This window comes from Gordonia paraffinivorans, from assembly GCF_900683595.1.
GTDB lineage: Bacteria > Actinomycetota > Actinomycetes > Mycobacteriales > Mycobacteriaceae > Gordonia > Gordonia paraffinivorans.
Genome location: NZ_CAACYD010000007.1, coordinates 808317 through 832578, shown reverse-complemented (window position 1 = coordinate 832578; position 24262 = coordinate 808317). Strand labels below are relative to the sequence as shown.

Annotated in this window: 24 protein-coding genes and 4 tRNA genes; 10 read left to right on the top strand and 18 right to left on the bottom strand. The window is 69.5% G+C overall.

Annotated features, from left to right (window positions below):
• Positions 1 to 19 precede the first annotated feature (19 nt).
• The 11 genes from E1P53_RS16820 to E1P53_RS16770 all read right to left on the bottom strand — a co-directional run bounded on the left by E1P53_RS16820 (position 20) and on the right by E1P53_RS16770 (position 6611).
• Positions 20 to 940: an ABC transporter substrate-binding protein gene (locus tag E1P53_RS16820; protein ID WP_051997210.1), complete on the bottom strand. Its 921-nt coding sequence runs from the start codon at positions 938 to 940 to the stop codon at positions 20 to 22.
• Between the two features lie 108 nt (positions 941 to 1048).
• The gene (gene rplA / locus E1P53_RS16815) at positions 1049 to 1768 is read right to left on the bottom strand and encodes a 50S ribosomal protein L1 (protein ID WP_131734963.1); all 720 of its coding nucleotides are present in this window, start codon (positions 1766 to 1768) and stop codon (positions 1049 to 1051) included.
• Between the two features lie 90 nt (positions 1769 to 1858).
• Positions 1859 to 2290: a 50S ribosomal protein L11 gene (gene rplK / locus E1P53_RS16810; protein WP_006900742.1), complete on the bottom strand. Its 432-nt coding sequence runs from the start codon at positions 2288 to 2290 to the stop codon at positions 1859 to 1861.
• 83 nt (positions 2291 to 2373) lie between these two features.
• Complete coding sequence (nusG, locus tag E1P53_RS16805; RefSeq protein WP_131734962.1) at positions 2374 to 3207, bottom strand: transcription termination/antitermination protein NusG; 834 nt, start codon at positions 3205 to 3207, stop codon at positions 2374 to 2376.
• A 66-nt stretch (positions 3208 to 3273) separates the two neighbouring features.
• Positions 3274 to 3741: a preprotein translocase subunit SecE gene (gene secE, locus E1P53_RS16800; protein WP_006900740.1), complete on the bottom strand. Its 468-nt coding sequence runs from the start codon at positions 3739 to 3741 to the stop codon at positions 3274 to 3276.
• A 39-nt stretch (positions 3742 to 3780) separates the two neighbouring features.
• A tRNA-Trp gene (locus tag E1P53_RS16795) sits at positions 3781 to 3853 on the bottom strand.
• 703 nt (positions 3854 to 4556) lie between these two features.
• Positions 4557 to 5654 carry a fused (3R)-hydroxyacyl-ACP dehydratase subunits HadA/HadB gene (locus E1P53_RS16790; RefSeq protein WP_006900739.1) on the bottom strand — a complete coding sequence of 366 codons (1098 nt, stop codon included), beginning with the start codon at positions 5652 to 5654 and terminating at the stop codon, positions 4557 to 4559.
• 330 nt (positions 5655 to 5984) lie between these two features.
• A complete protein-coding gene (gene rpmG, locus E1P53_RS16785) occupies positions 5985 to 6152 on the bottom strand; it encodes a 50S ribosomal protein L33 (RefSeq protein WP_003929651.1) in 168 nt (55 codons plus the stop codon).
• A 93-nt stretch (positions 6153 to 6245) separates the two neighbouring features.
• A tRNA-Met gene (locus tag E1P53_RS16780) sits at positions 6246 to 6319 on the bottom strand.
• A gap of 20 nt (positions 6320 to 6339) precedes the next feature.
• Positions 6340 to 6412, bottom strand: a tRNA-Thr gene (locus E1P53_RS16775).
• A 118-nt stretch (positions 6413 to 6530) separates the two neighbouring features.
• Positions 6531 to 6611: transfer RNA gene (locus E1P53_RS16770), tRNA-Tyr, on the bottom strand.
• 227 nt (positions 6612 to 6838) lie between these two features.
• On the opposite strand from E1P53_RS16770, the gene E1P53_RS16765 reads away from it, so the two are divergent.
• Together E1P53_RS16765 and htpX are read left to right on the top strand one after the other, a co-directional pair.
• Positions 6839 to 7330 carry a YajQ family cyclic di-GMP-binding protein gene (locus E1P53_RS16765; protein WP_006900738.1) on the top strand — a complete coding sequence of 164 codons (492 nt, stop codon included), beginning with the start codon at positions 6839 to 6841 and terminating at the stop codon, positions 7328 to 7330.
• A 294-nt stretch (positions 7331 to 7624) separates the two neighbouring features.
• On the top strand, positions 7625 to 8488 hold the full coding sequence (gene htpX / locus E1P53_RS16760; RefSeq protein ID WP_006900737.1) for a zinc metalloprotease HtpX: 864 nt from the start codon (positions 7625 to 7627) through the stop codon (positions 8486 to 8488).
• 15 nt (positions 8489 to 8503) lie between these two features.
• Here the strand turns inward: htpX and E1P53_RS16755 are convergent, their stop codons facing one another.
• Complete coding sequence (locus E1P53_RS16755; protein WP_006900736.1) at positions 8504 to 9520, bottom strand: polyprenyl synthetase family protein; 1017 nt, start codon at positions 9518 to 9520, stop codon at positions 8504 to 8506.
• A 120-nt stretch (positions 9521 to 9640) separates the two neighbouring features.
• Between E1P53_RS16755 and E1P53_RS16750 the strand changes: the two genes are divergently transcribed.
• Positions 9641 to 10939: a geranylgeranyl reductase family protein gene (locus E1P53_RS16750; RefSeq protein WP_219930998.1), complete on the top strand. Its 1299-nt coding sequence runs from the start codon at positions 9641 to 9643 to the stop codon at positions 10937 to 10939.
• Between the two features lie 163 nt (positions 10940 to 11102).
• Positions 11103 to 12113: an oxygenase MpaB family protein gene (locus E1P53_RS16745; RefSeq protein WP_131734961.1), complete on the top strand. Its 1011-nt coding sequence runs from the start codon at positions 11103 to 11105 to the stop codon at positions 12111 to 12113.
• A 46-nt stretch (positions 12114 to 12159) separates the two neighbouring features.
• Here E1P53_RS16745 and E1P53_RS16740 read toward each other — a convergent pair whose 3' ends face one another.
• Together E1P53_RS16740 and E1P53_RS16735 are read right to left on the bottom strand one after the other, a co-directional pair.
• Complete coding sequence (locus E1P53_RS16740; protein WP_109238108.1) at positions 12160 to 12867, bottom strand: demethylmenaquinone methyltransferase; 708 nt, start codon at positions 12865 to 12867, stop codon at positions 12160 to 12162.
• A 43-nt stretch (positions 12868 to 12910) separates the two neighbouring features.
• A complete protein-coding gene (locus tag E1P53_RS16735; RefSeq protein WP_131734960.1) occupies positions 12911 to 14065 on the bottom strand; it encodes a glycosyltransferase family 4 protein in 1155 nt (384 codons plus the stop codon).
• Between the two features lie 128 nt (positions 14066 to 14193).
• Between E1P53_RS16735 and E1P53_RS16730 the strand changes: the two genes are divergently transcribed.
• The gene (locus E1P53_RS16730) at positions 14194 to 14814 is read left to right on the top strand and encodes a Type 1 glutamine amidotransferase-like domain-containing protein (RefSeq protein ID WP_131734959.1); all 621 of its coding nucleotides are present in this window, start codon (positions 14194 to 14196) and stop codon (positions 14812 to 14814) included.
• Position 14815: 1 nt separating this feature from the next.
• Here E1P53_RS16730 and E1P53_RS16725 read toward each other — a convergent pair whose 3' ends face one another.
• Positions 14816 to 15388, bottom strand: coding sequence for a DUF3592 domain-containing protein (locus E1P53_RS16725; RefSeq protein WP_006900730.1), 573 nt, complete (start codon positions 15386 to 15388; stop codon positions 14816 to 14818).
• 117 nt (positions 15389 to 15505) lie between these two features.
• Entirely contained in the window at positions 15506 to 17182 is a 1677-nt protein-coding gene (gene menD, locus E1P53_RS16720; RefSeq protein WP_006900729.1) for a 2-succinyl-5-enolpyruvyl-6-hydroxy-3-cyclohexene-1-carboxylic-acid synthase, read from the bottom strand.
• A gap of 62 nt (positions 17183 to 17244) precedes the next feature.
• Between menD and E1P53_RS16715 the strand changes: the two genes are divergently transcribed.
• The 4 genes from E1P53_RS16715 (at position 17245) to E1P53_RS16700 (ending at position 21022) form a co-directional block, all read left to right on the top strand.
• Positions 17245 to 17862 (top strand): class I SAM-dependent methyltransferase, encoded by a 618-nt coding sequence (locus tag E1P53_RS16715; RefSeq protein ID WP_006900728.1) that lies wholly within the window; start codon positions 17245 to 17247, stop codon positions 17860 to 17862.
• Positions 17863 to 17948: 86 nt separating this feature from the next.
• Positions 17949 to 19073: an AbrB family protein gene (locus E1P53_RS16710; RefSeq protein WP_006900727.1), complete on the top strand. Its 1125-nt coding sequence runs from the start codon at positions 17949 to 17951 to the stop codon at positions 19071 to 19073.
• Positions 19074 to 19117: 44 nt separating this feature from the next.
• Positions 19118 to 20410, top strand: a complete 1293-nt coding sequence (locus tag E1P53_RS16705; RefSeq protein WP_131734958.1) for a saccharopine dehydrogenase family protein — start codon at positions 19118 to 19120, stop codon at positions 20408 to 20410.
• 159 nt (positions 20411 to 20569) lie between these two features.
• Entirely contained in the window at positions 20570 to 21022 is a 453-nt protein-coding gene (locus E1P53_RS16700; RefSeq protein WP_006900725.1) for an Hsp20/alpha crystallin family protein, read from the top strand.
• 135 nt (positions 21023 to 21157) lie between these two features.
• On the opposite strand, the gene E1P53_RS16695 is transcribed toward E1P53_RS16700, so the two are convergent.
• A complete protein-coding gene (locus E1P53_RS16695; protein WP_006900724.1) occupies positions 21158 to 21808 on the bottom strand; it encodes a PaaI family thioesterase in 651 nt (216 codons plus the stop codon).
• 151 nt (positions 21809 to 21959) lie between these two features.
• Here E1P53_RS16695 and E1P53_RS16690 point away from each other — a divergent pair, with 151 nt between their 5' ends.
• Positions 21960 to 22931, top strand: coding sequence for a 1,4-dihydroxy-2-naphthoyl-CoA synthase (locus tag E1P53_RS16690; protein ID WP_131734957.1), 972 nt, complete (start codon positions 21960 to 21962; stop codon positions 22929 to 22931).
• A 196-nt stretch (positions 22932 to 23127) separates the two neighbouring features.
• Here the strand turns inward: E1P53_RS16690 and E1P53_RS16685 are convergent, their stop codons facing one another.
• Positions 23128 to 24192, bottom strand: coding sequence for an LLM class F420-dependent oxidoreductase (locus tag E1P53_RS16685; protein WP_131734956.1), 1065 nt, complete (start codon positions 24190 to 24192; stop codon positions 23128 to 23130).
• Positions 24193 to 24262: the final 70 nt, after the last annotated feature.

Below are 24262 nucleotides of genomic sequence, written 5' to 3'. Positions count from 1 at the left end.
CGACCATCGACGCCGCGGCTCACGGTGTCGCCTGCACCCCGATACCCGAGACGATGCGCGCCACGTCGCGGACCAGATCGACGACGCGGGGTCCCCACCGGCTCGCGATGTCCTCGTCGAGCACGTGGATCTGCTTGTCGGTGACCGCGCGGAGGTCGCCCCACCCGGCGCGCGCGGCGACCTTCTGCGGCGTCACCCCGCAGCACTGCGAGTCGGCGAGGAAGATGACCTCGGGGTCGCTCTCGATGATGAACTCCGCCGACAGCTGCGGGTAGCCGTCCTGACCGGATGCGATCGAACGCAGCCCGAGCAGGCGGTAGATCTGGCCGATGTAGGTGTCGTCGGTGACGGTGTAGTACGCGTCGTCGAGCTCGTGGTAGTACGTCAGCGGCACCTCGCGCGCCGGGACGGTGGCGACGATCTCGTCGATCTGCGCGCGCATCGACGAGACGAGCTCGGACGCCTCGCGGGTGTGGCCGGTGGCCTCACCCACCATCTCGATCTGTGAGTACGTCTCGTCGAGGTTCTTCGCCGCCGGGAGTTCGAGCACCTCGACTCCGACACGCTGGAGGTTGGCGATGATGTCGTTGTTGTCGTCGGTGAGGACGACGAGATCGGGGTCGTAGCCGAGGATCGCCTCGAGGTTCGGGGTGTAGCCGGACAGACTCGTCCGCGGTGCGTCGGCGGGGTGATCCGACTGGTCGTCGACCGCGACCACCTGATCTCCGGCGCCGACGGCGAAAAGCATCTCGGTGCCGGTCGGGCTCAGCGAGACGATCTTCGACACCTCTCCCGCGTTGTCGGCGGAACCGGAATCCGACGAGTCGGCGCACGCAGCGAGTGCGGCGACGACCGAGACGACAACCGCGACGATCGCGAACCGCCACCACCCGGAACCCGACCGATGACCTGCACCGTGCCCGGACGATCGACTGGACATCTGCACTACCCACCTCCAGGGAGACACCGCGACAAGCATGCACGAGGGGCCCGGCATCTGCGATGCCGGGCCCCTCGTGGGTCTAGGTCGATCTGCGACGAAGCGCGATCACGCCTGGGCGGGCGCTTCGGCGAAGTTCCGACTGACCTGCGGGTCGACCGGGATGCCCGGGCCCGAGGTGGTCGAGATGGTGACCTTCTTGATGTAGCGCCCCTTGGCGGCCGACGGCTTGGCGCGCAGGATCTCCTCGTACGCGGCGCCGTAGTTCTCGGCCAGCTTGGTGGCGTCGAAGGAGGCCTTGCCGATGACGAAGTGCAGGTTCGCTGCCTTGTCGACGCGGAAGTTGATCTTGCCGCCCTTGATGTCGCTGATCGCCTTGGTGACATCGGTGGTGACGGTGCCGGTCTTCGGGTTCGGCATCAGGCCGCGCGGGCCGAGGATGCGGGCGATGCGACCGACCTTGGCCATCTGGTCCGGGGTGGCGATCGCGGCGTCGAACTCCAGCCAGCCGCCCTGGATCTTCTCGATCAGGTCTTCCGAACCGACCTCGTCGGCGCCTGCGGCGGTGGCCTCGGCGACCTTGTCGCCGGCGGCGAACACGATCACGCGGGCGGTCTTACCGGTGCCGTGCGGCAGGTTGACGGTGCCTCGAACCATCTGGTCTGCCTTGCGGGGGTCGACGCCCAGCCGGATCGCGACCTCGACGGTCGCGTCGGTGTTCTTCGACGAGGTCTCCTTGGCGAGCTCCACAGCCTCCAGCGGACTGTACAGCTTGGTGCGGTCGACCTTCTCGGCCGCGGCCTTGTAGGCCTTGCTCTTCTTGCTCATTGCTCTGTTCCTTCTCCGCACTCACTCGGCGGGGTTTGTGGTGCGGGCCGAGCCGGCCCTCCCACGTCGTCTTTCAGTTGGAGGGCAAGCTCACTCGACGGTGATACCCATCGAACGCGCGGTGCCGGCGATGATCTTCGCGGCGGCGTCGATGTCGTTGGCGTTGAGGTCCTCGGCCTTGGTCTTCGCGATCTCGCGGACCTGGTCCATGGTGACCTTGCCGACCTTCTTCGAGTGGGGCTCGCCCGAACCCTTCTGCAGACCTGCGGCCTTCAGCAGCAGCTTCGCGGCCGGCGGGGTCTTCAGCTTGAAGTCGAACGAGCGGTCTTCGTACACGAAGATCTCGACGGGCACGACGTTGCCACGCTGCGACTCGGTCGCGGCGTTGTACGCCTTGCAGAACTCCATGATGTTCACGCCGTGCTGACCGAGCGCCGGACCGACGGGCGGAGCCGGGTTGGCCTGGCCTGCCTGGATCTGGAGCTTGATGATCCCGGCGATCTTCTTCTTCTTGGGAGGCATCCTTGTTCCTTGATTGTTTTCTTGCGAATCCACGCCCGCTGGAGACGTGAAAGTCTTGGACTGCGCGGTCTACCCGCGCGGCGTCAGATCTTCTCGACCTGGTTGAACCCGAGCTCGACCGGGGTCTCACGACCGAAGATCGAGACGAGCACCTTGACCTTGCGCTGCTCCGCGTTGACCTCGCTGATGGAGGCGGGCAGCGTCGCGAACGGACCGTCCATGACGGTGACCGACTCGCCGACCTCGAAGTCGACCTCGATGTTGCTCGACGCCGCGGCGGCCGCAGCGGCCTCGACGCCCTCGGCGGCCGAGCCGCGCTGGGCTGCGGCCTTCTTCGACTCGGTGCGCGGCATGAGGAACTGCAGGACCTCGTCGAGCGACAGCGGCGACGGCTTGCTGGTCATGCCCACGAAGCCGGTGACGCCCGGGGTGTTGCGCACGGCGCCCCACGACTCGTCGTTGAGCTCCATTCGGACCAGGATGTAGCCCGGCAGCACCTTGCGGTTGACCTTCTTGGGCTGGCCGTTCTTGATCTCGGTGACCTCTTCGGTCGGAACCTCGACCTGGAAGATGTAGTCGCCGACGTCGAGGTTCTGGACGCGGGTCTCGAGGTTGGCCTTGACCTTGTTCTCGTAGCCGGCGTAGCTGTGGATCACGTACCAGTCGCCGGGAGCGCGGCGGAGCTGCTTGCGCAGTTCCTCGCGGGGGTCGAGTTCCTCCTCGGCGGGCGCCTCGTCGGCAGGGGCCTCATCGGCGGCGTCCGCGGCTTCGGGGGCCTCGGAATCGGAAGCGGTGGCCTCGTCGCCCGCCTCGTCGACGGCGGCCTCGGCGGCGTCGTCGGTCACGGCCGCGTCGACGTCGGTGTCAGGCACCTCGACGGCGTCGGTCGATGCGAGTTCGTTCTCCGGGGTGCTCACTGCAGCCCACGCTCCTTATGGTTCATTCCGGTCGGCTCCCGCTCGCCCGGCCACCCACCGCGTGGGTCAGCCGAACAACCAGAGGACGCCCTTGGCGAAGGCCAGGTCGAGGCCGGCGATGAACGCGGTCATCACGATGACGAACACGAGCACGACGATCGTGTACGTGATCATCTCGCGCCGCGTCGGCCAGATGACCTTCTTCAGCTCGGCGACGACCTGCGTGAGGAACACCCAGATCCGAACGAACGGATTCCGGCTCTCCTCGGCGGACGCCTTCTTCTTTTTCTTGCGGTCCTTGACGGCCACCGATCCCTTGCCGGAATCGGCGTCTCCGTCGGTGCCGGACACCGTGGACGAGCGACGGCCACGAGCTGAGCGCTTGCCGGACGGACGCAGCTCCTTGGCGGCGCCGGTCGACTGCTCGTCGGCCCCTTCACCGCCAGCGGCAGCGTCGAGCTCAGCCGCAGCCGAATCGGCCGCAGAACCCTCCGCGGCTTCTTTCGCGCGGGCAGCCCGGTCTCGCTTGCTCAACTTCGCGGTCCTCTCGTCAACGTGTGCCCTTCACCAGGGCAGGGGCGACAGGACTTGAACCTGCAACCTGCGGTTTTGGAGACCGCTGCTCTGCCAATTGAGCTACGCCCCTTTGCGACTTCCCCACCGTGGTGGTTCGGTTGCCATCCGACGGATTCCCGGCCTCTCGGCCGATACCGGCGATTCTTCGCCGACAAAACCAACGCGCCACCCTATGGGCAGCGCGCAAGTCCGAATCAATCAGACACTTCAGTGTAGATCACCGGAGCTGCGGACCCAAAATGCACTCCCAGACCCGGTGCCCTCGACCGTACACGACGAGGGCACCGACGCCGCATCCCCTCCGCCCACCAGCGAGTTCGTTGCGCGATCACACGCCGGGATCGCGCGACAGGGCGTGTGCGTCGGTGCCGACGGAGGCCACGCAGCGGGCGGTCCGGCGCCTCGGTGAGCTCGTCGACGAGGGTCGCCGGCAGGTGATCGCTCGGTTCGCCGAGGATCGGCGGGCAGCCACCGCCGTGGGCTCGCGGGGCGCCCGCCCGTCGCGGCTGGGGTCGAGATCCACGAGAGTCGTTGCGTCACCGGTCGGGAACGCGCGGTCGTGACCGTCACGACCCCGCAGCGCCACTCGCGCAGGCGCGCCGTGCGCAGCGCCGGCGCCGCCGCATCGAGATGGTTGGCCGGCTCGTCGAGCAGGAGCAGATCGGCGTCGGGCGCCGGCAACCCGGCGAGCACGTGAACGAGGGTCACCGACGAAGAAGAAGACGGGCGGCGGCGACCGCAATGGTCGCCGCCGCCCGTCACTGTGAGGAGGTTCAGTTGAACTGGATGACCGCCTGGGCGCGGCCGAAGATGCGGCGGTCGCCCTGCTTCGCGGTGATCGCGATGGTGCCGCGGCGCGTCTCCGGATCGAGGGACTTGACCTTGCCGCTGAAGTCCACGGCCGCGCTGTCGTCGGCCGGTACGTACACCGGGCTGGTGAAGCGCACGTTGTACTCGCAGAAAGCGGCCGGGTCGCCGATGAACTCGGAGATGAAGCTGGCTCCGAGGCCCATGGTCTGCATGCCGTGTGCGACGACGTCGTCCATGCCGGCCGCGCTCACGACGTGGTCGGAGAAGTGGATCGGGTTGGGGTCCCCGGCGACGCCGGCGTAGTTCGCCAGGTTGCCGCGGGTCAGCAGGTAGCGCTTGGGCTCCAGCTCCTGCCCGACCGACAGGGTGTCGAAGTCGATCGCGCCGTAGGCCTTCGGCGTCTGTGTGGGATCGGGGAGCTCATAGCGTCCGGCCGGGGCCGTCACGGTGTGGCCGGGGTCGCCGATCTTGTCGATCTTCATCATCACGTGGTCGAGCGAGGCCTCGAGCTCGGGATCGACCTCCAGGCCGGGACGCGCCGCCAGCGACGTCCAGGTGGTCATCACCGGCTCGTCGTACTGGTTCCAGATGACGTTCTTGGTGACCATGAGATCGATCACCTCGGGGCTGGTGACGTGCCGGAACGACTCGAGCGACACGTCGCAGATGAGGCGGTCGCCGACCTTCATCGGCTGGTGGTAGACGAGCCGCTGGTCGGTCTGCATGATCTGCCACATGTCATAGCCGGTGACGAAGTCCTCGAACAGCTTGCGCTGCGCGATGATGCCCAGCACGGAGACATAGGTCGGGGCGGCGATCAGCGTGTCGTGGCCGTACGCCTTGGCGCCTTCCTCGCTCCAGTGGGTGGGATGGGCGTCTTGCACGGCCATGGCGTGCTTGCGGATCTCCTCACGGCCGATCTCGTAGTAGTCGTCGACGGTGTAGTGGAATCCGACCAGCGACGCGGTGTGCGCGGCGATCTCCTCCGGGCTGGGTTTGCGGCCGCCGTTCTTCGCCTCCACGACCCGTTCCCGGAGGTCGGTTCCGCTCGCGTCTGCCATTGACCAGTTGCTCCCTTCGCATGACCGGCCCGTGGCTGTCGGACCGGACTTCGGTGGATCGTCTCGCGACGTCCCACCCGCGCCGCGCTGCGCGTGTCTTCTCGGTGTCATCGGCGTGCGTCGCGGACCTCGTCCGCGGACGTCCGCATGTATCCGGCCGTCCGCGGCCCCGGCGAGGGCATGACCCACTCCGATGTCTCGTTCGTTGTTCGGTTGTGCGGCCCGACTGCGGAGGCGCAAATGTCCCCCAACAGCAAGACGGGCCGCCTCGTGAATGAGGCAGCCCGTTCGCTGGGTCCTTCTACCGGAACCGTCCAGACCGGCGAGGGCCTAGCGGGATTCCTTGTGCGCCTGATGCTTGCCGCAGTTCGGACAGAACTTCTTGATCTCGAGACGATCGGGATCGTTGCGGCGATTCTTCTTCGTGATGTAGTTACGGTGCTTGCACACCTCGCATGCCAAGGTGATCTTGGGGCGAACATCTGTTGAGGAGGCCACTTGGTTGCCTTCTTTCGGGTGGTACGTGGTCGGGTTCGGCAGTTCCCTCAGGGCTTGCGACCCTTGCGCTCGGTTCCGGTCGGACCCGATGTGTAGCGGTGGGGGGACTCGATCCCCCGACCTCACGATTATGAGTCGTGCGCTCTAACCAGCTGAGCTACACCGCCCCGCGGACTGTCGTCCAGCGAGCCCCCTGACGGAATCGAACCGTCGACCTTTTCCTTACCATGGAAACGCTCTGCCGACTGAGCTAAGGGGGCGTGCCCCGGGCATTTCTGCTCGAGAGCCTCAACGAGGTTACACACTCATGTGCTTGCTAGACAAATCGCTGGTCAGAGACCGTCTGTCATGCAGTTTTCATGAACGTTCACCACGTCGTGGCAGGTATAGGATTCGAACCTATGTAGCTTGCGCGACGGATTTACAATCCGCTCCCTTTGGCCGCTCGGGCAACCTGCCGTGCTGTTCTGCCGGCCGCCGTGACGGCCGTTCGAACAACGCCGTGAAGAATACAACGAACCCTACGCACCCGCGCAAACCGGCTGGTCAGAGGCTTGATTTCGGCACCGTGAGGCACCCTCGACAACGCGTCGCATCCCCTGGGGACGCCGTCGGACCGGTCCGAACCCCCGCGCCCGGCGCGTGGGCCGCCTCGGGTCGGCCGGCGATGACATAACCTGTCCGGCATGGCTGATTCATCGTTCGACGTGGTGAGCAAGGTCGACCGCCAGGAGGTCGACAACGCCCTCAACCAGGCCGCCAAGGAACTCTCCCAGCGCTACGACTTCCGTGGCACCAACACCGGCATCGAGTGGTCGGGCGAGGAGACGATCGTCATCACCTCCGACTCCGAGGAGCGCGCCAAGGCCGGCCTCGAGGTCTTCAAGGAGAAGCTGATCCGTCGCGACATCTCGCTCAAGGCCTTCGACGCCGGCGACCCCGTCGCCTCGGGCAAGACGTTCAAGATCACCGGCAAGCTGGTCCAGGGCATCGACTCCGAGCACGCCAAGAAGATCTCCAAGAAGATCCGCGACGAGGGCCCGAAGGGCGTCAAGGCGCAGATCCAGGGCGACGAGCTGCGCGTCTCGAGCAAGAAGCGCGACGACCTGCAGGCCGTCATCGCGCTGCTCAAGAACGAGGACTTCGGGATCGCCCTGCAGTTCGTCAACTACCGCTAGACCTTCCCGAGGCGACCGCTGTCCCCGCTCGGCCCACCCGCCGGGCGGGGACTTGCTCACCGGCAAGGCCCTGCGTCGAGTCCGGCGGCGCGACCGCACCGGATGCGCGCGCCGATCGTGGGCAACGTCGCACCGCGGGAGAAGATGTGATCACGACCGTCCGGAAACCCGGACGGGCGCTGCGTCGTTTGACCGGATGAAGCGTCTCTCGCCCGCCACCGGGGCGAACGGGTCCCCCAGCCCGCCCGGTGCCCGGGCATCCGGTTGAAGGCGCCGCACACACGAGGACCCCCGATGAACCTGAACGGCTTGAAGACCGCGGCCCTGCTCGGCCTGATGTCGGCGATCATCGTCGGCATCGGCGCGATGTTCCGCAGCCCCATGATCCTGTGGGGCTCGGTCATCCTCGCCGTCGGCATGAACGCCTTCGTCTACTTCAACAGCGCGAAGATGTCGCTGAAGGCCATGCACGCGCAGCCGGTCACCGAGCTGCAGGCGCCGGTCATGTACCGGATCGTGCGCGAACTGGCGACCGCGGCGCATCAGCCGATGCCGGCGCTCTACATCTCCCCGACAGAGTCCCCGAACGCCTTCGCGACGGGACGCAACCCGAAGAACGCGGCGGTCTGCTGCACGACCGGCATCCTGCAGATCCTCGACGAGCGCGAGTTGCGGGCGGTGCTCGGGCACGAACTGTCGCACGTGTACAACCGCGACATCCTGATCAGCTCGATCGCGGGCGCGATGGCGTCGATCATCAGCGGCCTGGCGAACTTCGCGATGTTCGCCGGCGCGTTCGGCGGGAACCGGGACGGCAACGGCCCGAATCCGCTCGCCATGCTGCTGGTGGCCCTCCTGGGGCCCATCGCGGCCACCCTGGTGAAGCTCGCGGTGTCGCGGTCGAGGGAATTCCAGGCCGACGAGTCCGGCGCCGAACTTACCGGCGACCCCCTGGCCCTCGCATCGGCGCTGGCGAAGATCTCCGGCGGCGTGCAGGCGGCGCCGCTGCCGCCGAACCCGGACATCGCGGCCCAGTCGCACATGATGATCGAGAGCCCGTTCCGGGCGAGCGACCGCATGGCGAAGCTGTTCTCCACGCACCCGCCGACCGCCGAACGCATCCGGCGGCTCCAGGAGATGGCGCGCGGGCAGCGCTGACGGCGGCGTGCCGGGTCAGCCGACCCGTTCGATCGTGTAATCGACCAGCGACGACAACGCCTGGTGCGCCGGGGTCTCGGGGAGCCCGGAGAGCATTCCGTGCGCCTCGTCGGCGAAGCTCTTCAACTTGGCGCGCGCAGCGGCCATGCCCTCCGAATCGGCCAGCAGCGCGAGGGCCTCGGAGACCTCGGCGTCGTCGGTCAGCGGGCGCGGGGTGCCGTCCGGACGGACCAGCAGCTCGCGGATGCGCGCCGACGTGGCGTCGGTCCCGGCGAGCGCGTACAGCACCGGCAGGGTGTGGACGCCCTCGCGCAGGTCGGTCCCCGGCGTCTTGCCCGATTCCACCGACCCCGAGCTGATGTCGATGATGTCGTCGGATACCTGGAAGGCCACTCCGACGATGTCGCCGATGCGCGAGAGCCGCTCGATGTCGTCGGTGGTCGCGCCGGAGGCCATCGCGCCGAAGCGCGCCGCGGCGGCGATCAACGAGCCGGTCTTCTCCCAGACGACCTGCAGGTAGTGCTCGATCGGGTCGGCACCGGGCTTGGCGCCCACTGTCTCGCGCATCTGCCCGGTGACGAGCTCGGCGAAGGTCTCGGCGATGATCCGGACCGCCTCGGGGCCCAGCGTCGACACCAGGCGCGAGGCGCGCGCGAACAGGAAGTCGCCCGACAGGATGGCGATGCTGTTGGTCCAACGCGCGTTGGCGCTCGGGGCGCCGCGACGCATGGAGGCCTCGTCCATCACGTCGTCGTGGTAGAGCGTCGCGAGGTGGATCATCTCGACCACGGTCGCCGAGGTGATCACGTCGTCGTGGTCGGGGCGCGGGCCGAACTGGGCGGCGAGGATCGCGAACATCGGGCGGAACCGCTTGCCGCCGGCCTTGGCCAGGTGGGTGGCGGCCTCGGTCATCACGTCGTCCCCGGACGAGAGCTCACCGAGCAGCAGGTCCTCGACCTTCTGCAGTGAGGAGCGCACCGTCTCGGCGAACTCATCCGATACCAGGTCCAACCCGGCGAATGTGGACTTCACAGCTGCGCCGCTCCATCTCGTCTGATCCGGAATACAAGTCTGCGCGGAGAGCCGGAGTCTGGCCGTCTCCCCGCCTGCCTGCCGAGCCTATCGGGTCTGGCGTACGGACATACTGTTCGGGTGAGCACCGCATCGTCGAGCAGCCCCGCACCCCGCGACGCCGACTCGTCTCCCGAGGTCGCCTTCCCCGACTCCGCCGACGTGCTGGTGGTCGGCGCGGGCCCCGGCGGCTCGGCGGCCGCGGCCCACGCCGCCGACGCCGGACGCGACGTGGTGCTCGTCGACGCCGCGGTGTTCCCCCGGGACAAGACGTGCGGCGACGGGCTGACCCCGCGCGCCATCGCCGAGCTCGACGCGCTCGGCCTCCGGCCGCTGGTCGCCGACCGCCCGCGCATCGACGGCCTGCATCTCCACGGCTGGGGCGCCGAGCAACTGGTGCGCTGGCCGTCGGGGCGCTTCCCCGCCCACGGCAGCGCGATCGCCCGCACCGAGTTCGACGACGCGATCCGCACCCACGCGGTCGGCAAGGGCGTCACGATGGTCCAGGGTGCCAAGGCCGTCGGCGTGGAGATGGACGGCGACCGCGTCGGCGCGGTCACCTTCTCCACCGCGACCGGCGCCCACACGATCCGGGTGACCGACCTCGTCGTCGCCGACGGCGTGCGATCCGGTCTCGGCAAAACCCTTGGGCGGCAGTGGCATCGGGATACCGCCTACGGGGTGGCCGCCCGCGCCTACGCCCCGTCGGGCCGGGCCGACGCGAACTGGATGGGCTCGCATCTCGAATTGCGCGGCCCCGACGGCGATCTGCTTCCCGGTTACGGCTGGGTCTTTCCGCTCGGCGCCGCCGGCGGCGGCCTGGTCAACGTCGGGGTGGGTGCGCTCGCCACGTCGAAGCGCCCGGCGCACATGGCACTTCGCCCGATCCTCGAGCACTACGCGACGATGGTCGGCGACGAGTGGGAGCTCGACGGCCCGCCGGTCCGCATCGCCTCCGCACTGCTGCCGATGGGCGGCGCGGTCACCGGCGTGGCCGGACGCAACTGGATGTTGATCGGCGACGCCGCCGCGTGCGTCAACCCGCTCAACGGCGAGGGCATCGACTACGCGCTGGAGACCGCCCGCCTCGCCGTCGAGCTCCTCGGCGCCGACGACTACACCACCCGGTGGCGCGACACCCTCGTCGAGCACTACGGGCTCGCGTTCTCCGCGGCGCGGCGTCTCGCCGGCCTGCTGACCATGCCCCGGACCGTCCCGACGCTCGGCCGGCCCGGGATCCGGTCGGCGCGTCTGATGTCGATGGTCGTGCGGGTGATGGGCAACCTGATCACCCCCGAGGACGCCGACCTGGTGGCCCGCGCCTGGCGGACGGCAGGCCGCGTGTCGACCCGCGTCGACCCGCGGCCGCCGTTCAGCTGAGGGGCCGACCTTTCCACGCTCCCCTCGCGCTACATAACTCGACTTATGTAGATTGGTGCCGTGTGACACACAGCACTATCCGAAGAGACGTTCTGAGGCTATCGTTTCATTGCTGTGTGGCACCGACCACATCGTGAGACCACCGTCGACCCAGGAGATGCCGATGTCCGCCGCATCCACGCTCGTCACGCGCGCCATGCGCGCCGTCCAGGACCGGATCGGGGAGCGCTACCGGCTGCGTGGCGAGATCGCCCGGATGGACTCCACCAAGAATCCGACCGAGATCGCCCACGCACTCGCCACCAAGGAGTTCCCGTGGGGCATCAACCAGGCACTGAGCTTCGCGCTGTTCCGCACGTACGCGGTGCCGTCGATCGGCGACCTGCTGTACAAGACCGGCGGCTTCACCAAGGAGACCCAGAAGCGCTACGACGACACCGTCCTGCTCCTCGAGGCCCCGCTCGAATACGGCATCGACAGCCCGCTCGGCCGGGCCGGCATCCGGCGCATCAACCAGATGCACGGCATGTACGACATCTCCAACGACGACTTCCTGTACGTGCTGTCGACCTTCGTGGTCTGCCCGGTCGAGTGGGTCGAGGCGTACGAGTGGCGCCCGCTGACCGATCACGAGGTCCGCGGCATGACCAACTACTACCGCCGCCTCGGGCAGCTCATGGGCATCAAGGGCATCCCGGAGACATACGAGGAGTTCAAGCAGTTCTACGAGGACTACGAGACGGCCAACTTCGCGTTCAGCGCCGACGCCCTGGCCGTCGCCGACGCCACGCTCGACCTGCTGGGCACCTTCCGGCCCTACTCGTTCCTGCCGCGCGCGGTGGTGCGCCGGATGTCGTTCGCGCTCATGGACGATCGGCTCCTGAAGGCCTTCCGCTACCCCAAGCCGACCCTCCCCGAACGCATCCTGGTCCGCGGCGGCCTCAAGCTGCGCGGCCTGGCGATCCGGTTCGTCTTCCCGCCGCGCACCGAGCCGAAGTACAGCCGCCACACCGGCCAGGTCCGCAGCTACCCGAACGGCTACCGCCTCGAGGAACTCGGCACCTTCGCCCCGGGCTGCCCGGTGCCGAGGCCCGCGAAGCGCAGTGCCGCCACGGAATCCGCCGGATGCCCGGTGCCGCACGAGGTCTCGGAGACCGACGCGGTCAGTTCGTAGACGGGGCATGCGGGTGGCCGCCCTCGGCCACCCGCGACCCGACCGATCAGGCGCGCGCCGAGTGGATGGCCGCGATGCCGCCGGTCATGTTCTGCCAGCGCACCTTCGTGAACCCGGCCTCCCGGATGAGGTCGCCGAGCGCGAACTGATCGGGCCACGCCCGGATCGACTCGGCGAGATACACATACGCCGCCGGGCTGCTCGACACCTTCGTCGCCACCGCGGGGAGCGCCTTCATGAGGTACTCCATGTAGACGGTGCGGAACGGTTTGAAGGTCGGGGTGGAGAACTCGCAGATCACCAGCCGCCCACCGGGTTTGAGAACGCGACGCAGTTCCGCGAGCGCCGTGGGCACGTCATGGACGTTGCGCAGGCCGAAGGAGATGGTCGCGGCGTCGAAGGAGTCGTCGGCGAACGGCAGGTGGAGCGCGTCGGCCGCGACCTTGGGCACGTCCCGGTGCGCGCCGGCCTTCAGCATGCCGAGGGAGAAATCCGCGGCGATGCAGTGCGCTCCCGATCGCGCGAGCTCGACGGTGGAGACCGCCGTGCCCGCCGCGAGGTCGAGCACCACCTCGCCAGGACGGAGGTCGAGCGCCTTGCGGGTCTTCTTCCGCCACCCGCGGTCCTGCCCGAACGACAGCACAGTGTTGGTGATGTCGTAGCGCTTGGCGACGCGGTCGAACATGGCCGCGACCTCGGCCGGATCCTTGTCCAGACTTGCCCGCTGCGGAGGGTTCGTGCCCGTCGATGCCATGCCGATCAACCTACCGGGCGGCGTCGGCCGGAACGAGGCGAGGTCAGGCGGGACGCCGGAGTCCGTCCCGGCCGGACGGCGGGGCGACCGAGCGATAGTGCCCGACGAGCTCGGCGCACACCGCGGTCCAGGTCCTCGCCCGCACCGCCTGCAGCGCCGCGCGGCCGAACGCCGCCCGCACCGCGTCGTCGCGCAGGTACCCGACGATCCCCGGCAGCTTCTCCTCGAAGTCCTCGACCCCGAGGAGGTAGCCGGTCCGCAGCGGCGCGACCAGGTCGCGCGGGCCGCCGGCGTCGGGGGCGACGACCGGCAGCCCGCAGGCCATCGCCTCCTGGACGGTCTGGCAGAACGTCTCGTGTTCCCCGGGATGGACGAAGACGTCCAGTGACGCGAACGCTCGCGCCAGGGCCGGGCCCCGCAGTTCGCCGGTGAACGCCGCGTCGGGGAGCAGACGCTCCAGTCGGCGGCGTTCAGGCCCGTCCCCGACGATCACCAGACGTAGCCGTGGATCGCCGGACAGCACCGCGAGCCGCTCGACGTGTTTCTCCGGCGCCAGCCTGCCGACGAATCCGCAGAGCAGGGCATCGGCGCGCTCGCCCCGCCAGGCCGCGCGCACCGACTCGTCCCGATGTCCCGGCGAGAAGGTCTCCGCGTCGACGCCACGGCCCCACCTCCGCAGACGCGGCACCCCATGGGCCGCCAGCGCCGCGATCGTGGCCGACGACGGGGCCAGCGTCAGGTCGCACATCTCGTGGAGTCGCCGGGTGTGCCGCCATGCCGCCCGTTCGGCCATCCCGAGCCGGTACGCGGACGCGAATCCCGCGACGTCGGTCTGGAACACCGCCACCACCGGCACGCCCAGGCGTCGTGCCGCGATCGCCCCGGCCGCGCCGATCACGAACGGCGACGCCAGGTGGACGACGTCGGGCGCGAAGTCGCGCAGCACCCGGTACAGCAGCGGAACCGGCACTCCGACCGGCAGCGACGTCACCCGCGGCACGCGAATGGACGGAACGAGGTGCACCGGTGTCCGCCGCCCCACGATCCGCGGACCGGGCGCATGGTCGCGGGCCGCGTCGGGAGCGACGACGACCACGTCGTGGCCGGTGGACTCGAGGTACTCGACGACCCGCAGCACGGAGTTCACGACCCCGTTCATCTGCGGCAGGAAACTCTCGGCGACGATCGCTACTCGCATGTCCCGAGCCTCGCCGCCCCGGACGACCTGCACGTGGTCGGCGGGTGGCGCGCCGGCCGACTCCCGGTGAACATCTCGGCGAGTCGCCCGGCAGCGGCGTCGGCCCCGGCATCGGGCACAGTGGACCTGTGGCCGACTCCCCAGACCTGTTGCTGCTCAGCCGGTGGCTCACCCCGGTACCCGGCTTCCTCGTCCCCCTCGTGGGCGCGGGTGCCCGGATCGGCTACGTCCCCACCGCGTCGTCGATCTATCCCGACCAGACGTGGCTCGATCTCGACCGCGCCACGCTCGAGGCGCAGGGTTTCGAGGTCGTCGACGTCGACCCCGAACTCGTCTCCACGGCGACCTTCACGCGGGCGCTCGGCGAGATCGACGCGATCTTCGTCGCCGGCGGCAACGTCTTCCACCTGCTCGGGGCGTTACGACAGACCGGAGCGGACCGGCCGCTCGTCCACGCGGTGAGGCACGGCCTGCCCTACATCGGGGCCAGCGCGGGCGCCGCGGTAACCGGACCGGACATCGCTCCGCTCCACCTCCTCGACGACCCGTCGGAGGCGGCGCCGCTGGAATCCACCGCGGGCCTCGGACTCATCGACGTGACGATCATCCCGCACGCGGAGGGCACGGTCGGCGGCCGCGAACGGATCGACCGGACGCTCGCGCAGTACCCCGACCATCCCCTGCAGCTCCTGCGCGACGACGAGGCGCTGGTGTTCTCCGGCGGCCGGCGCAGGATCATCCCGGGTTAGCTCACCGCGAGCTGAGGGACTCCTCGCCGCTCTCGGCGCCGGCCGGTCCGGTGCTCTCGCCGTCGATCGCCGGAGCATCCCCGCCGGCGGCCGCCGGGACGTTCTCACCGTCACCCGCCGGGGCGTCGTCACCGTCCTGAGCCGCCGACTCGGCCCCGCGACTACGCCGGCCGAACTCGGCGACGACGACCATGAGCAGCCCGACGACCGCCCAGCCGGCGAATGCGACGGAGAGTCCCGGGATGATCGCGAGCATCGCGGTGCGGCCGGTGGGGCGTGCGAGATCCGGGTTGTAGGCGGCGTATTCGACGCTGATGCGCTGGCCCTCGCTGAGCTCGGTGGGATACAGCAGGCCGAAGCGCGGACTGTGGAACGACCCGTCCGGGGTCTGGAACGCGACCGCCGCGTGCAGGGGGTCGACGGAGACGACCTCGGCCATCACGGTCGCCTTGCTGGACTCGATGGCCGCGTCGTCCTTGAAGCACCCGACGATGAGCGAGAACGCCATGGCGGTGATGGTCAGGCCGACGACGAGCAGGCCGAGCTGCACGCGTCGCTGGATCACCGGGGTCATGGAGTTCAGCCTAACCGGCCGGCGCCTCCGCGGTCACCGGAGCCATTCCGTCGGCGCCGTACCCCCGGCGGCCATCTACCGGCGGCAGGACGTCGGGGCGGACGGCGGTGCCGGGCGTCAGCGCAGCCGGGCGGCGATCGCCGCGTGTACCGACCGCAGGCGCTCCCGATCGGTGGCCACCTCGATCACCTCGATGCCACCGGCCGCCGGTTCCTCGGCGAGAACGGCCCGCAGGTCGTCGACCCCGACCCGGCGATGCGGGATGTGGAATCCGGCGCACATCGACGCGATGTCGGTGCGGTGCGGGGTCCCGAAGACCCGTTCGTAGGCACCGGCGAAACGGCCCGTGTTGTAGCGCGGGTCGCCCTGCTCGAGCAGTCCGAAGATCCCGCCCCCGTCGTCGTTGGCGACGACGATCCGCAGTGACTCCGGACGTGGCTCGCCGGGCCCGATGATCAGCCCCGTCGCGTCGTGGATGAAGGTGAGGTCACCCATGAGCGCCACGGTCCGCGCACCCGGACGTTCGCGGTCGAGGGCCAGCGCCGCCCCGATCGCGGTCGAGTTGGTGCCGTCGATGCCGGCGACGCCCCGGTTGGACAGCACTCGCACGCCCTCGGCGACCCGGCCGGCGAGTGCAACGTCGCGGATCGGGTTCGACGCCCCGACCACGAGCTGGTCCCCCGGCTCCATCGCCGCGGAGACGGCACGGGCCACGTGCAGGCCGGTCGTGGTGCCGGACTCGTCGAGTTCCGCGGCGACCGCCCCGACGACCTTCTCCTGCACCGCGGCGCATTCCTTGAGCCAGTCCTCGCGCGGCTCGCCGACGGCCTCGATGCGGGTGCCGGTGGCGTAGACGTTGCCCGAGACGTCGGGCCACCGCGGGCCGGTGGTCAGGGCGTAGACGCGCACCTCGGGGTCGGCGAGCAGCCGCGAGACCCCGCGGTGCAGGGTCGGGCGCCCGCAGATGATCGCCTGCTGCGGCCTGATCGAGTCGAGGGCGAGCGGGTGCAGCGGCGTCGCCGGATGCGGGGCGGTCGGCTCGGCCACCGTCGGCACCCCGGCGAGCGCCGGATGCGCGCCGGACCCGTGACCGGACACGACGACGGTGTCGAGCGAGAGGTCGATGGGCAGCGGGACGTCGAGGCGGCCGACCGGCGCCTGCGTCCACGGCAGGCCGCCGGGCCGGCCGGCGAACGAGCCGAGGTCCTCGTCGCCGACCTCGTCCGGGTCCGGGACGAGCGGTTCGCGCAGCGGGATGTCGAACTGGACCGGTCCCGCGTTGCCCGTGCGGGCGCCGCGGGCAGCGGCCAGCACGCGCCCGACCGCCGAGCGCCACTGGCTGTTGGTGTCGAGGTCCTTCTCGGCGAGTCCCAGGCTGATGGCGGCGCGCACCTGGGTCCCGAAGATCCCGAATTGCTCGACCGTCTGGTTCGCGCCCGATCCGAGCAGTTCGTACGGGCGGTTGGCGCTGACCACCACGAGCGGCACCCGGGCGTAGTTGGCCTCGAAGACCGCCGGACCCATGTTCGCGACGGCGGTTCCGCTGGTCATCACGATCGGGACCGGCACCCCCGAGGACACCGCGAGACCGAGCGCGAGATAACCGGCGGAGCGCTCGTCGATGCGGACGTGCAGTCGCAGTCGACCCGCGGCGTCGGCCGCGTGCAGGGCGAACGCCAGTGGCGCATTGCGGGAACCCGGGCACAACACGGCCTCCCGGACCCCGCCGCGGATCATCTCGTCGACGATGACCCGCGCCTGCAGGGTCGAGGGGTTGGAGACCGGTCGTTTCATTCCTCAAGCCTAGGGACTCGAACTGCGGACGTATCGCCTGGGCGCGGCGATACGCTGGCCGCGTGGGATTCTACGGCGACCGCATCCTCCCGCATCTGATCGAGCTCACCTGCGGGATGAGCGCGCTGACGCCGCTGCGTGAACGGGCCTGCGCGCCGCTCGCCGGTCGGGTCGTGGAGATCGGCTTCGGCTCGGGGCTCAACGTCGGGCTCTACCCCTCCGCGGTCGCCTCGGTCGCGGCGGTCGAACCGTCCGACGTGGGGTGGCGGATGGCCGCCGAACGGGTCGCCGCGTCGCCGGTGCCGATCGAACGCGCCGGGCTCGACGGGGAGAGCCTGCCGTTCGACGACGACTCGTTCGACTCGGCGTTGTCGACGTTCACGCTCTGCACCATCCCGGATCTCCCGGCCGCGCTCGCCGAGATCCGGCGGGTCCTGCGGCCGGGCGGCACCTTCGCGTTCCTCGAACACGGCCTCGCTCCCGACGAGAAGGTGCGCAGGTGGCAGCGGCGACTCGAACCGCTGCAGAAACGCGTCGCCGGCGGATGTCACCTGACCCGCGACGTGCGTGCCGAACTCACCGCGGCCGGCTTCATCCTCGGCGCCGTCGACGCCTTCTACGAGCCCGGCACCCCCAGGCCCTACGGCGCACTGACACTGGGCGCCGCGCAGGCGGCCTGATCACGCACACCTACCGGTGTCGCCCGCGTCACCGGTGTTCACACCCCGACCGGCGACACCCGATCCGCTGTCCTAACGTGAGGCCAATGCGTCGCTGGTTGCTGCTGGGTGTGCTCACCGCGGTCGCGACGCTCGCCCTCGAGATCGTCGACGTCGACGCCGCCGCCCTGTTCGCGGGCCTCGTCGTCGCGGCAATCCTCGCGATCGCCGGACTCGCGCCGCTCCCCCGACACCGGCGTCGCGACCCCGCGGACGCGGCCGGCGGCGAGGTCACCGTCGACCCCGCCCCCGACACACCCCCGATCGTGCCGCGGCCGGTGTTCGTCGCCTCCCAGGGCGTGCTGGGCGTCTTCATCGGCACGATGGCCGACAGCCAGACGCTGAGCGGCCTCGGTTCGTCCTGGTTTCCGGTCCTGGTCATCGGCGTCGCGACACTGCTGCTCTCGGTCGCCTGCGGCGCACTGCTCGGCCTGCACCGCGACGTCGACCCGCTGACCGGCTCCCTGGCCCTCGTGGCCGGCGGCGCCTCTGGGCTCGTCGCGCTGACGCGGGAGTTCGGGGGCGACGAACGCATGGTCGCCGTCATCCAGTACCTGCGGGTCGCCCTGGTCACGGTCACCATCCCGGTCGTCGCGTCGGGCGTGTTCGGCGCCACCTCGTCTGCGGTCGAGGAGGTTCCGCCCTCCTGGGCCGACCAGGGCCTCGGCCTTCTGCTGCTGGCGGTGTGCCTGGGTGCCGGCATCCCGGCGGGCCGGCTCCTCCGGCTGCCGGCCGGGGGCCTGCTCGGCCCGCTCGCCCTGTCGACGGTCGCCGAACTCACGGGCATCGCCGGCGACGCCGCGGTGTCGCCGATCCTGCTCACCGTCGCCTACGCGGTCATCGGCTGGCAGGCCGGACTCGGGTTCACGGTGGACCGGCTGCGGGCGATCGGCCGGGTGCTGCCCTTCGCCCTGCTGTTGATCCTCGTCATCGGCGTCGTGAGCGCACTGCTCGGAGTCGCGCTCTCGGCATGGACCGGCGAGTCGATGCTCGACTGCTATCTCGCGACCACCCCGGGCGGGATCTACGCCGTGCTCGCGGCCGCTGTCGGGGCGGGCGGGAACGTCGCCTTCGTCGTCGCCGCGCAGATCCTGAGGGTCTTGCTGATGCTCTTCGTCGCGCCGTTCGCGGCCCGGGCCGCGTCACGACGGCGGGGTGCCGCGCCCAACTGACTCCACGGTCACATGTGAGGTGCGTCCCACGTAAGGTCGAACACATGAGTGGGGAAGACATCACCGAGACCACAGCAGCCACCGGGTCGGGGGACCGCGAGTTCGACGTCGTCGTGTTCGGGGCATCGGGCTTCGTCGGTGAGATCACCGCGCGCTACCTCGCCGACCACGCGCCGATCGGCACGAAGATCGCGCTCGCCGGTCGCAACGAGACCAAACTCGCCGAGGTGCGCCGCAGCCTGCCGCTGCGGGCGCACGAGTGGCCGCTCATCGTCGCCGACTCGAACTCGCCCGCCTCGCTGGACGCGATGGTCGCCCGCACACGCGTGGTGTGCACCACCGTGGGCCCCTACCTCAGGTACGGCGAGGCCCTCGTGGTCGCGGCGGCGAACGCGGGCACCGACTACGTCGACCTCACCGGCGAGGTCCCCTTCGTCCGCTACTCCATCGACAAGGCGCACGAGACCGCCGAGTCGACCGGGGCCCGCATCGTGCACTCATGCGGCTTCGACTCGATCCCCTCCGACCTCAGCGTCTACGCGCTCTACAAGAAGGTCACCGAGGACGGTGCCGGGGAACTCACCGACACCACCTTCGTGCTGAAGTCGATGCGCGGCGGCGTGTCCGGCGGCACGATCGACTCGATGCGGGTCATCGCCGAGCAGGCCCGCGACTCCGCGACCCGTCGCCTGCTGCTCAATCCGCAGGCCCTGTCCGGCGGTCCGGGCGAGGTTCCGCGGGTCAGCCTCTCCGCCGAGCCGAGCGACCTGAACCTCGTCAACGCGAAGAAGGTCGATCCATCGTTGCGCGGCACCCTCGCCCCGTTCTTCATGTCGTCGTACAACACCCGCATCGTGCGTCGTTCGAATGCACTGCTGGACAACGCGTATGGGCCGGACTTCCACTACGCCGAGACGATGAGCGTGGGCGGCATCCCCGCCCTGTCGACGCTGGCGGCGGGTGTCGTCGCGGTCGGGACGGGCGCGTTCCTGGGGGCGATGAGCTTCGGCCCGACGCGGCGACTGCTCGACCGCGTGCTCCCCGCGCCCGGCGAGGGGCCGAGCGAAAAGGCCCGCAACAACGGCTATTTCGTGGTCGAGACCTACACCAGGACCGCCACCGGCCGGCGGTACCGCTCGCGCATGCGCGCACAGGGCGACCCCGGTTACAAGGCCACCGCGGTGATGCTCGCCGAGAGCGCCCTCGCGCTCGCGGTCGATCGCAACCGACTGCCGTCGCGAACCGGCGTGCTGACGCCCGCCGCGGCGATGGGCGACGTCCTCGTCGAACGCCTGCAGGACGCTGGATTCACCATCGAGGCAACGGAACTCACCTGACCCGACCACCAGGGACCGGCACCGGAACGGATTAGCACTCTCCACCAGAGAGTGCTAGACGAGTCGCGGATCCGGAGCTAACCTGGTGTCGGTACAGCTTGTGTGCTGCTCGTCTGAACGGGTGGCGGGCAGCCTGTGAGATACAGGAGGTGAACTGCTGTGCTGCGATTCGACCCCTTCTCCGACTTCGACGCCATGACCCGGAGCATGTTGAACGCCGCATCCGGGACGGCGCGTGCACCTCGGTTCATGCCCATGGATCTCTACAAGGTCGACGACCACTACATGCTGATCGCGGACCTTCCCGGGGCCGACCCGGGTTCGATCGACGTCCGGGTCGACAACGGCGTTCTCACCTTGTCGGCCGAGCGCACCGCCCCGTCCGACGAGGGCGTCGAGTGGCTGGCCAGTGAGCGGTTCTCCGGCACCTTCCGTCGTCAGTTGACCCTCGGCGACTCCATCGACGCCGCGGGCATCACCGCGCGCTATGACAACGGCGTGCTGACGGTGACGATCCCCGTCGCAGAGAAGGCCAAGCCGCGCCGCATCCAGGTGGAGAGCGTCGGCAGCGGCCATACGCAGCAGGCCATCGAGACCGGGGCCAAGAGCTGAGGCGAGCAGACGGCCGGCACACCGGAGCCGGTGTGCCGGCCGTCGTCGGTCATCTCCATCCGAACACGCGATCCCCCGACGAGATCGGGGGATTCGCCGACTCGCCCCCTGCTCGACGAGAACCGGGGCGCGGCGTCAGGCCTGTCCGGGCTTGAGCTTGATGAACAGGGCGTCCATCTCCGCGCACAGACGATCACCGTCGTGCATGGTGCCCTTGATGAAGACCTTGCGGCCCTCGATCCGGTCGGCCCAGGCGCGCACGCGCAGCGTCGTGTTGAGCGGGGTGATCGAGCGGTACTGGACGTTGAGGTAGGCGGTCCGGCTGACGGCCTGGATGGCGACCGCCGAGGCGTAGCCGCCGAGGTCGTCGAACGCCACCGCGATGTGTCCGCCGTGCGCGGCGTTGTTGCCGCCGAGGTGGAAGTCCCGGAACACGAGGTCGGCGACGACACCGGTCTCGGAGGCCTCGACGACCTCGTACGGGGGCAGGGTGATGTTGCCGCGCGAGGGCAGGTCGATGCGGGTGCCCGCGGGCGAGTGCCACTCGTCGATGCGCACCTTCGCCAGCTTCTCGTTGACCACCGCGAGATGCTCGATCAGCTCGTCGACCTGATCACCTTCGGGGCACGCGTACCGGGCGTTGTCCATGAGCAGCCGGACCTGCTCGCTGAACTCCGCATAGCGAGGACCGCCGCGTTCGGTCGTGATCGCGGCGTGGGGGCGGAAACCGCCCTCGTGCGGATCCTCCGCCACGGTCTCGGCTGCACGATCGTTTGCTTCACTCACCGGTCAACCGTATAAGAAGACCCGCAGGCGCACCCGAGCCGCCTCGTCGGTGACCGATCGCGCGCTCGGTCCGACGGCGCCCGAGGCGCCGCGACGGCACGAGGTGTCGCCGGTGGCAGGCGCGAACCCCGCCGGTCACTAGTCTGAGCGCATGACCGCGACCGACGACAGACGCACCGCCGACCAGCCGTTCGACCCGTCCCAGTGGGCCGAGGTCCCGGGATTCTCCGACCTCACCGACATCACGTACCACCGTCATGTCGGCAGGGGACGCGAGTACGGCATCGTGCGCATCGCCTTCGACCGCCCCGAGGTCCGCAACGCCTTCCGGCCCCACACCGTCGACGAGCTCTACCGGGTGCTCGACCACGCCCGCCGCTCCCCCGACATCGGCACGGTCCTGCTGACCGGGAACGGGCCCAGCCCCAAGGACGGCGGCTGGGCGTTCTGCAGCGGCGGCGACCAGCGCATCCGCGGACGCTCCGGATACCAGTACGCCACCACCCACGACTCCGACGTCGAGTCCGCGGGCGCCGACACCGTCGACGAGGCGCGGGTGAAGGCCGAGGGCGGCCGCCTCCACATCCTCGAGGTGCAGCGCCTCATCCGGACCATGCCCAAGGTCGTCATCGCGGTCGTGAACGGATGGGCCGCGGGCGGCGGGCACTCCCTCCACGTGGTGTGCGACCTGACCCTCGCCTCGGCCGAGCACGCACGGTTCAAGCAGACCGACGCCGACGTGGGCTCGTTCGACGCCGGTTACGGCTCGGCCTACCTGGCCAAGCAGGTCGGACAGAAGTTCGCCCGCGAGATCTTCTTCCTCGGCGAGGCCTACGACGCCGAGACCATGCACCGCATGGGTGCGGTGAACCGCGTCGCGCCGCACGCCGAACTCGAGGCCACCGCCATCGAGTGGGCTCGCCGGATCAACAGCAAGTCCCCCACCGCGCAGCGGATGCTCAAGTTCGCGTTCAACCTGACCGACGACGGCCTCATGGGGCAGCAGGTGTTCGCCGGCGAGGCGACCCGCCTGGCCTACATGACCGACGAGGCCGTCGAGGGCCGCGACGCGTTCCTGGAGAAGCGCCCGCCGCGCTGGGACGACTTCCCGTACTACTACTGACGGACCAGGCCGCCGACGGTCGCATCACTCACGTGGCCACCAGTGCCCGTGTGACGCAACGGTTCTCGCCATCACCCGGCGATACGCGCCGCACGACCCGGCGGCCGGTCGACATACAGGAAACGGCGGCCTCCTCGAGGCCGCCGTTTCCTTGTGTTCTCGGTTGTCGGTGTTCCGGCCGCGAGCCGGCCCGGGATCAGCCGTTGAAGATGTCCCGCAACGCCTCGACCTCGGCGACGCGCTCGGCATGGGTCGGGGCCGTCGGCGACGCCAGGATGCAGGTGACGCCGGCCTCCTTGAACGCCGCGACGCGCTCGGCGACATGCGACTTCGGACCGATCAGCGACATGCCGTCGACGAGATCGTCCGGCACCGCCGCGGCGGCCTCGACCTTCTTGCCGTCCAGGTAGAGGTCCTGGATGAGCTTGGCCTCTTTCTCGTAGCCGTAACGGATCGCGAGCTGGTTGTAGAAGTTCTTGCCGCGTGCACCCATGCCGCCGATGTAGAGCGCGGCGTGGTGGCGGACGAGCTCCTTGGTGTTGTTGATCTGCTCGGCATCCTCGGTGACACGGGCGGTCGACTGCACGACGATGCCCAGCTCGCCCAACTTCGGGTCGCGCTTGGCCTTACCGGCCGCCAGCGACTCGCCGAACGCCGCGTCGATGTGCTCGGGGTGGAACAGGATCGGCTGCAGCTCGTCGAACAGCTCGGCGGCGAGCTCGACGTTCTTCGGGCCGATCGCCGCGAGCAGCAGCGGGATGTTCTCGCGGACCGGGTGGTTGATGATCTTCAGCGACTTGCCCAGACCGGAGCCGCCGTGCTCCTTGTCCAGCGGCAACGTGTAGTGCTTGCCCTGGTAGTCGAGCTTCTCGCGACGCCACACCATTCGGCAGATCTCCGCGTGCTCGCGGGCGCGCCCCAGCGGGAAGTCGTACTTCACCCCGTGGAAGCCCTCGATGACCTGCGGACCCGACGCGCCGATGCCGAGGACGGCACGGCCGCCGCTGATGTAGTCGAGTCCGGCCGCGGTCATCGCCAGGTTCGTCGGGGTGCGGGAGTACATCGGCAGGATGCCGGTCTGCAGCTCCATCTTCTCGGTCTTCGCGGCGATGTAGCCGAGCTGGGAGACCGCGTCGAAGCTGTACGCCTCGGGCACCGCGATGCGCTCCACACCCGCAGCCTCGTAATCGGCGAGGTTGTCGATGGTCTCGCGGAAGTCACCCGCGTAGTTGATGGGCATCCCCAGCTTGATCGATGTCATGGCGTCGGATTCTTCCACAGCGACGGGCGGTTCCACCATGGGTTGGCCGAGCGTTCGTTCGCCCGATTTC

Bases quoted from the DNA above. Each gene is read 5' to 3' on its own strand.
- E1P53_RS16820 (WP_051997210.1), bottom strand. From the start codon at position 940: ATGTCCAGTCGATCGTCCGGGCACGGTGCAGGTCATCGGTCGGGTTCC.
- rplA (WP_131734963.1), bottom strand. From the start codon at position 1,768: ATGAGCAAGAAGAGCAAGGCCTACAAGGCCGCGGCCGAGAAGGTCGAC.
- rplK (WP_006900742.1), bottom strand. From the start codon at position 2,290: ATGCCTCCCAAGAAGAAGAAGATCGCCGGGATCATCAAGCTCCAGATC.
- E1P53_RS16790 (WP_006900739.1), bottom strand. From the start codon at position 5,654: ATGGCAGACGCGAGCGGAACCGACCTCCGGGAACGGGTCGTGGAGGCG.
- E1P53_RS16765 (WP_006900738.1), top strand. From the start codon at position 6,839: ATGGCTGATTCATCGTTCGACGTGGTGAGCAAGGTCGACCGCCAGGAG.
- htpX (WP_006900737.1), top strand. From the start codon at position 7,625: ATGAACCTGAACGGCTTGAAGACCGCGGCCCTGCTCGGCCTGATGTCG.
- E1P53_RS16745 (WP_131734961.1), top strand. From the start codon at position 11,103: ATGTCCGCCGCATCCACGCTCGTCACGCGCGCCATGCGCGCCGTCCAG.
- E1P53_RS16740 (WP_109238108.1), bottom strand. From the start codon at position 12,867: ATGGCATCGACGGGCACGAACCCTCCGCAGCGGGCAAGTCTGGACAAG.
- E1P53_RS16735 (WP_131734960.1), bottom strand. From the start codon at position 14,065: ATGCGAGTAGCGATCGTCGCCGAGAGTTTCCTGCCGCAGATGAACGGG.
- E1P53_RS16725 (WP_006900730.1), bottom strand. From the start codon at position 15,388: ATGACCCCGGTGATCCAGCGACGCGTGCAGCTCGGCCTGCTCGTCGTC.
- menD (WP_006900729.1), bottom strand. From the start codon at position 17,182: ATGAAACGACCGGTCTCCAACCCCTCGACCCTGCAGGCGCGGGTCATC.
- E1P53_RS16710 (WP_006900727.1), top strand. From the start codon at position 17,949: ATGCGTCGCTGGTTGCTGCTGGGTGTGCTCACCGCGGTCGCGACGCTC.
- E1P53_RS16705 (WP_131734958.1), top strand. From the start codon at position 19,118: ATGAGTGGGGAAGACATCACCGAGACCACAGCAGCCACCGGGTCGGGG.
- E1P53_RS16690 (WP_131734957.1), top strand. From the start codon at position 21,960: ATGACCGCGACCGACGACAGACGCACCGCCGACCAGCCGTTCGACCCG.
- E1P53_RS16685 (WP_131734956.1), bottom strand. From the start codon at position 24,192: ATGACATCGATCAAGCTGGGGATGCCCATCAACTACGCGGGTGACTTC.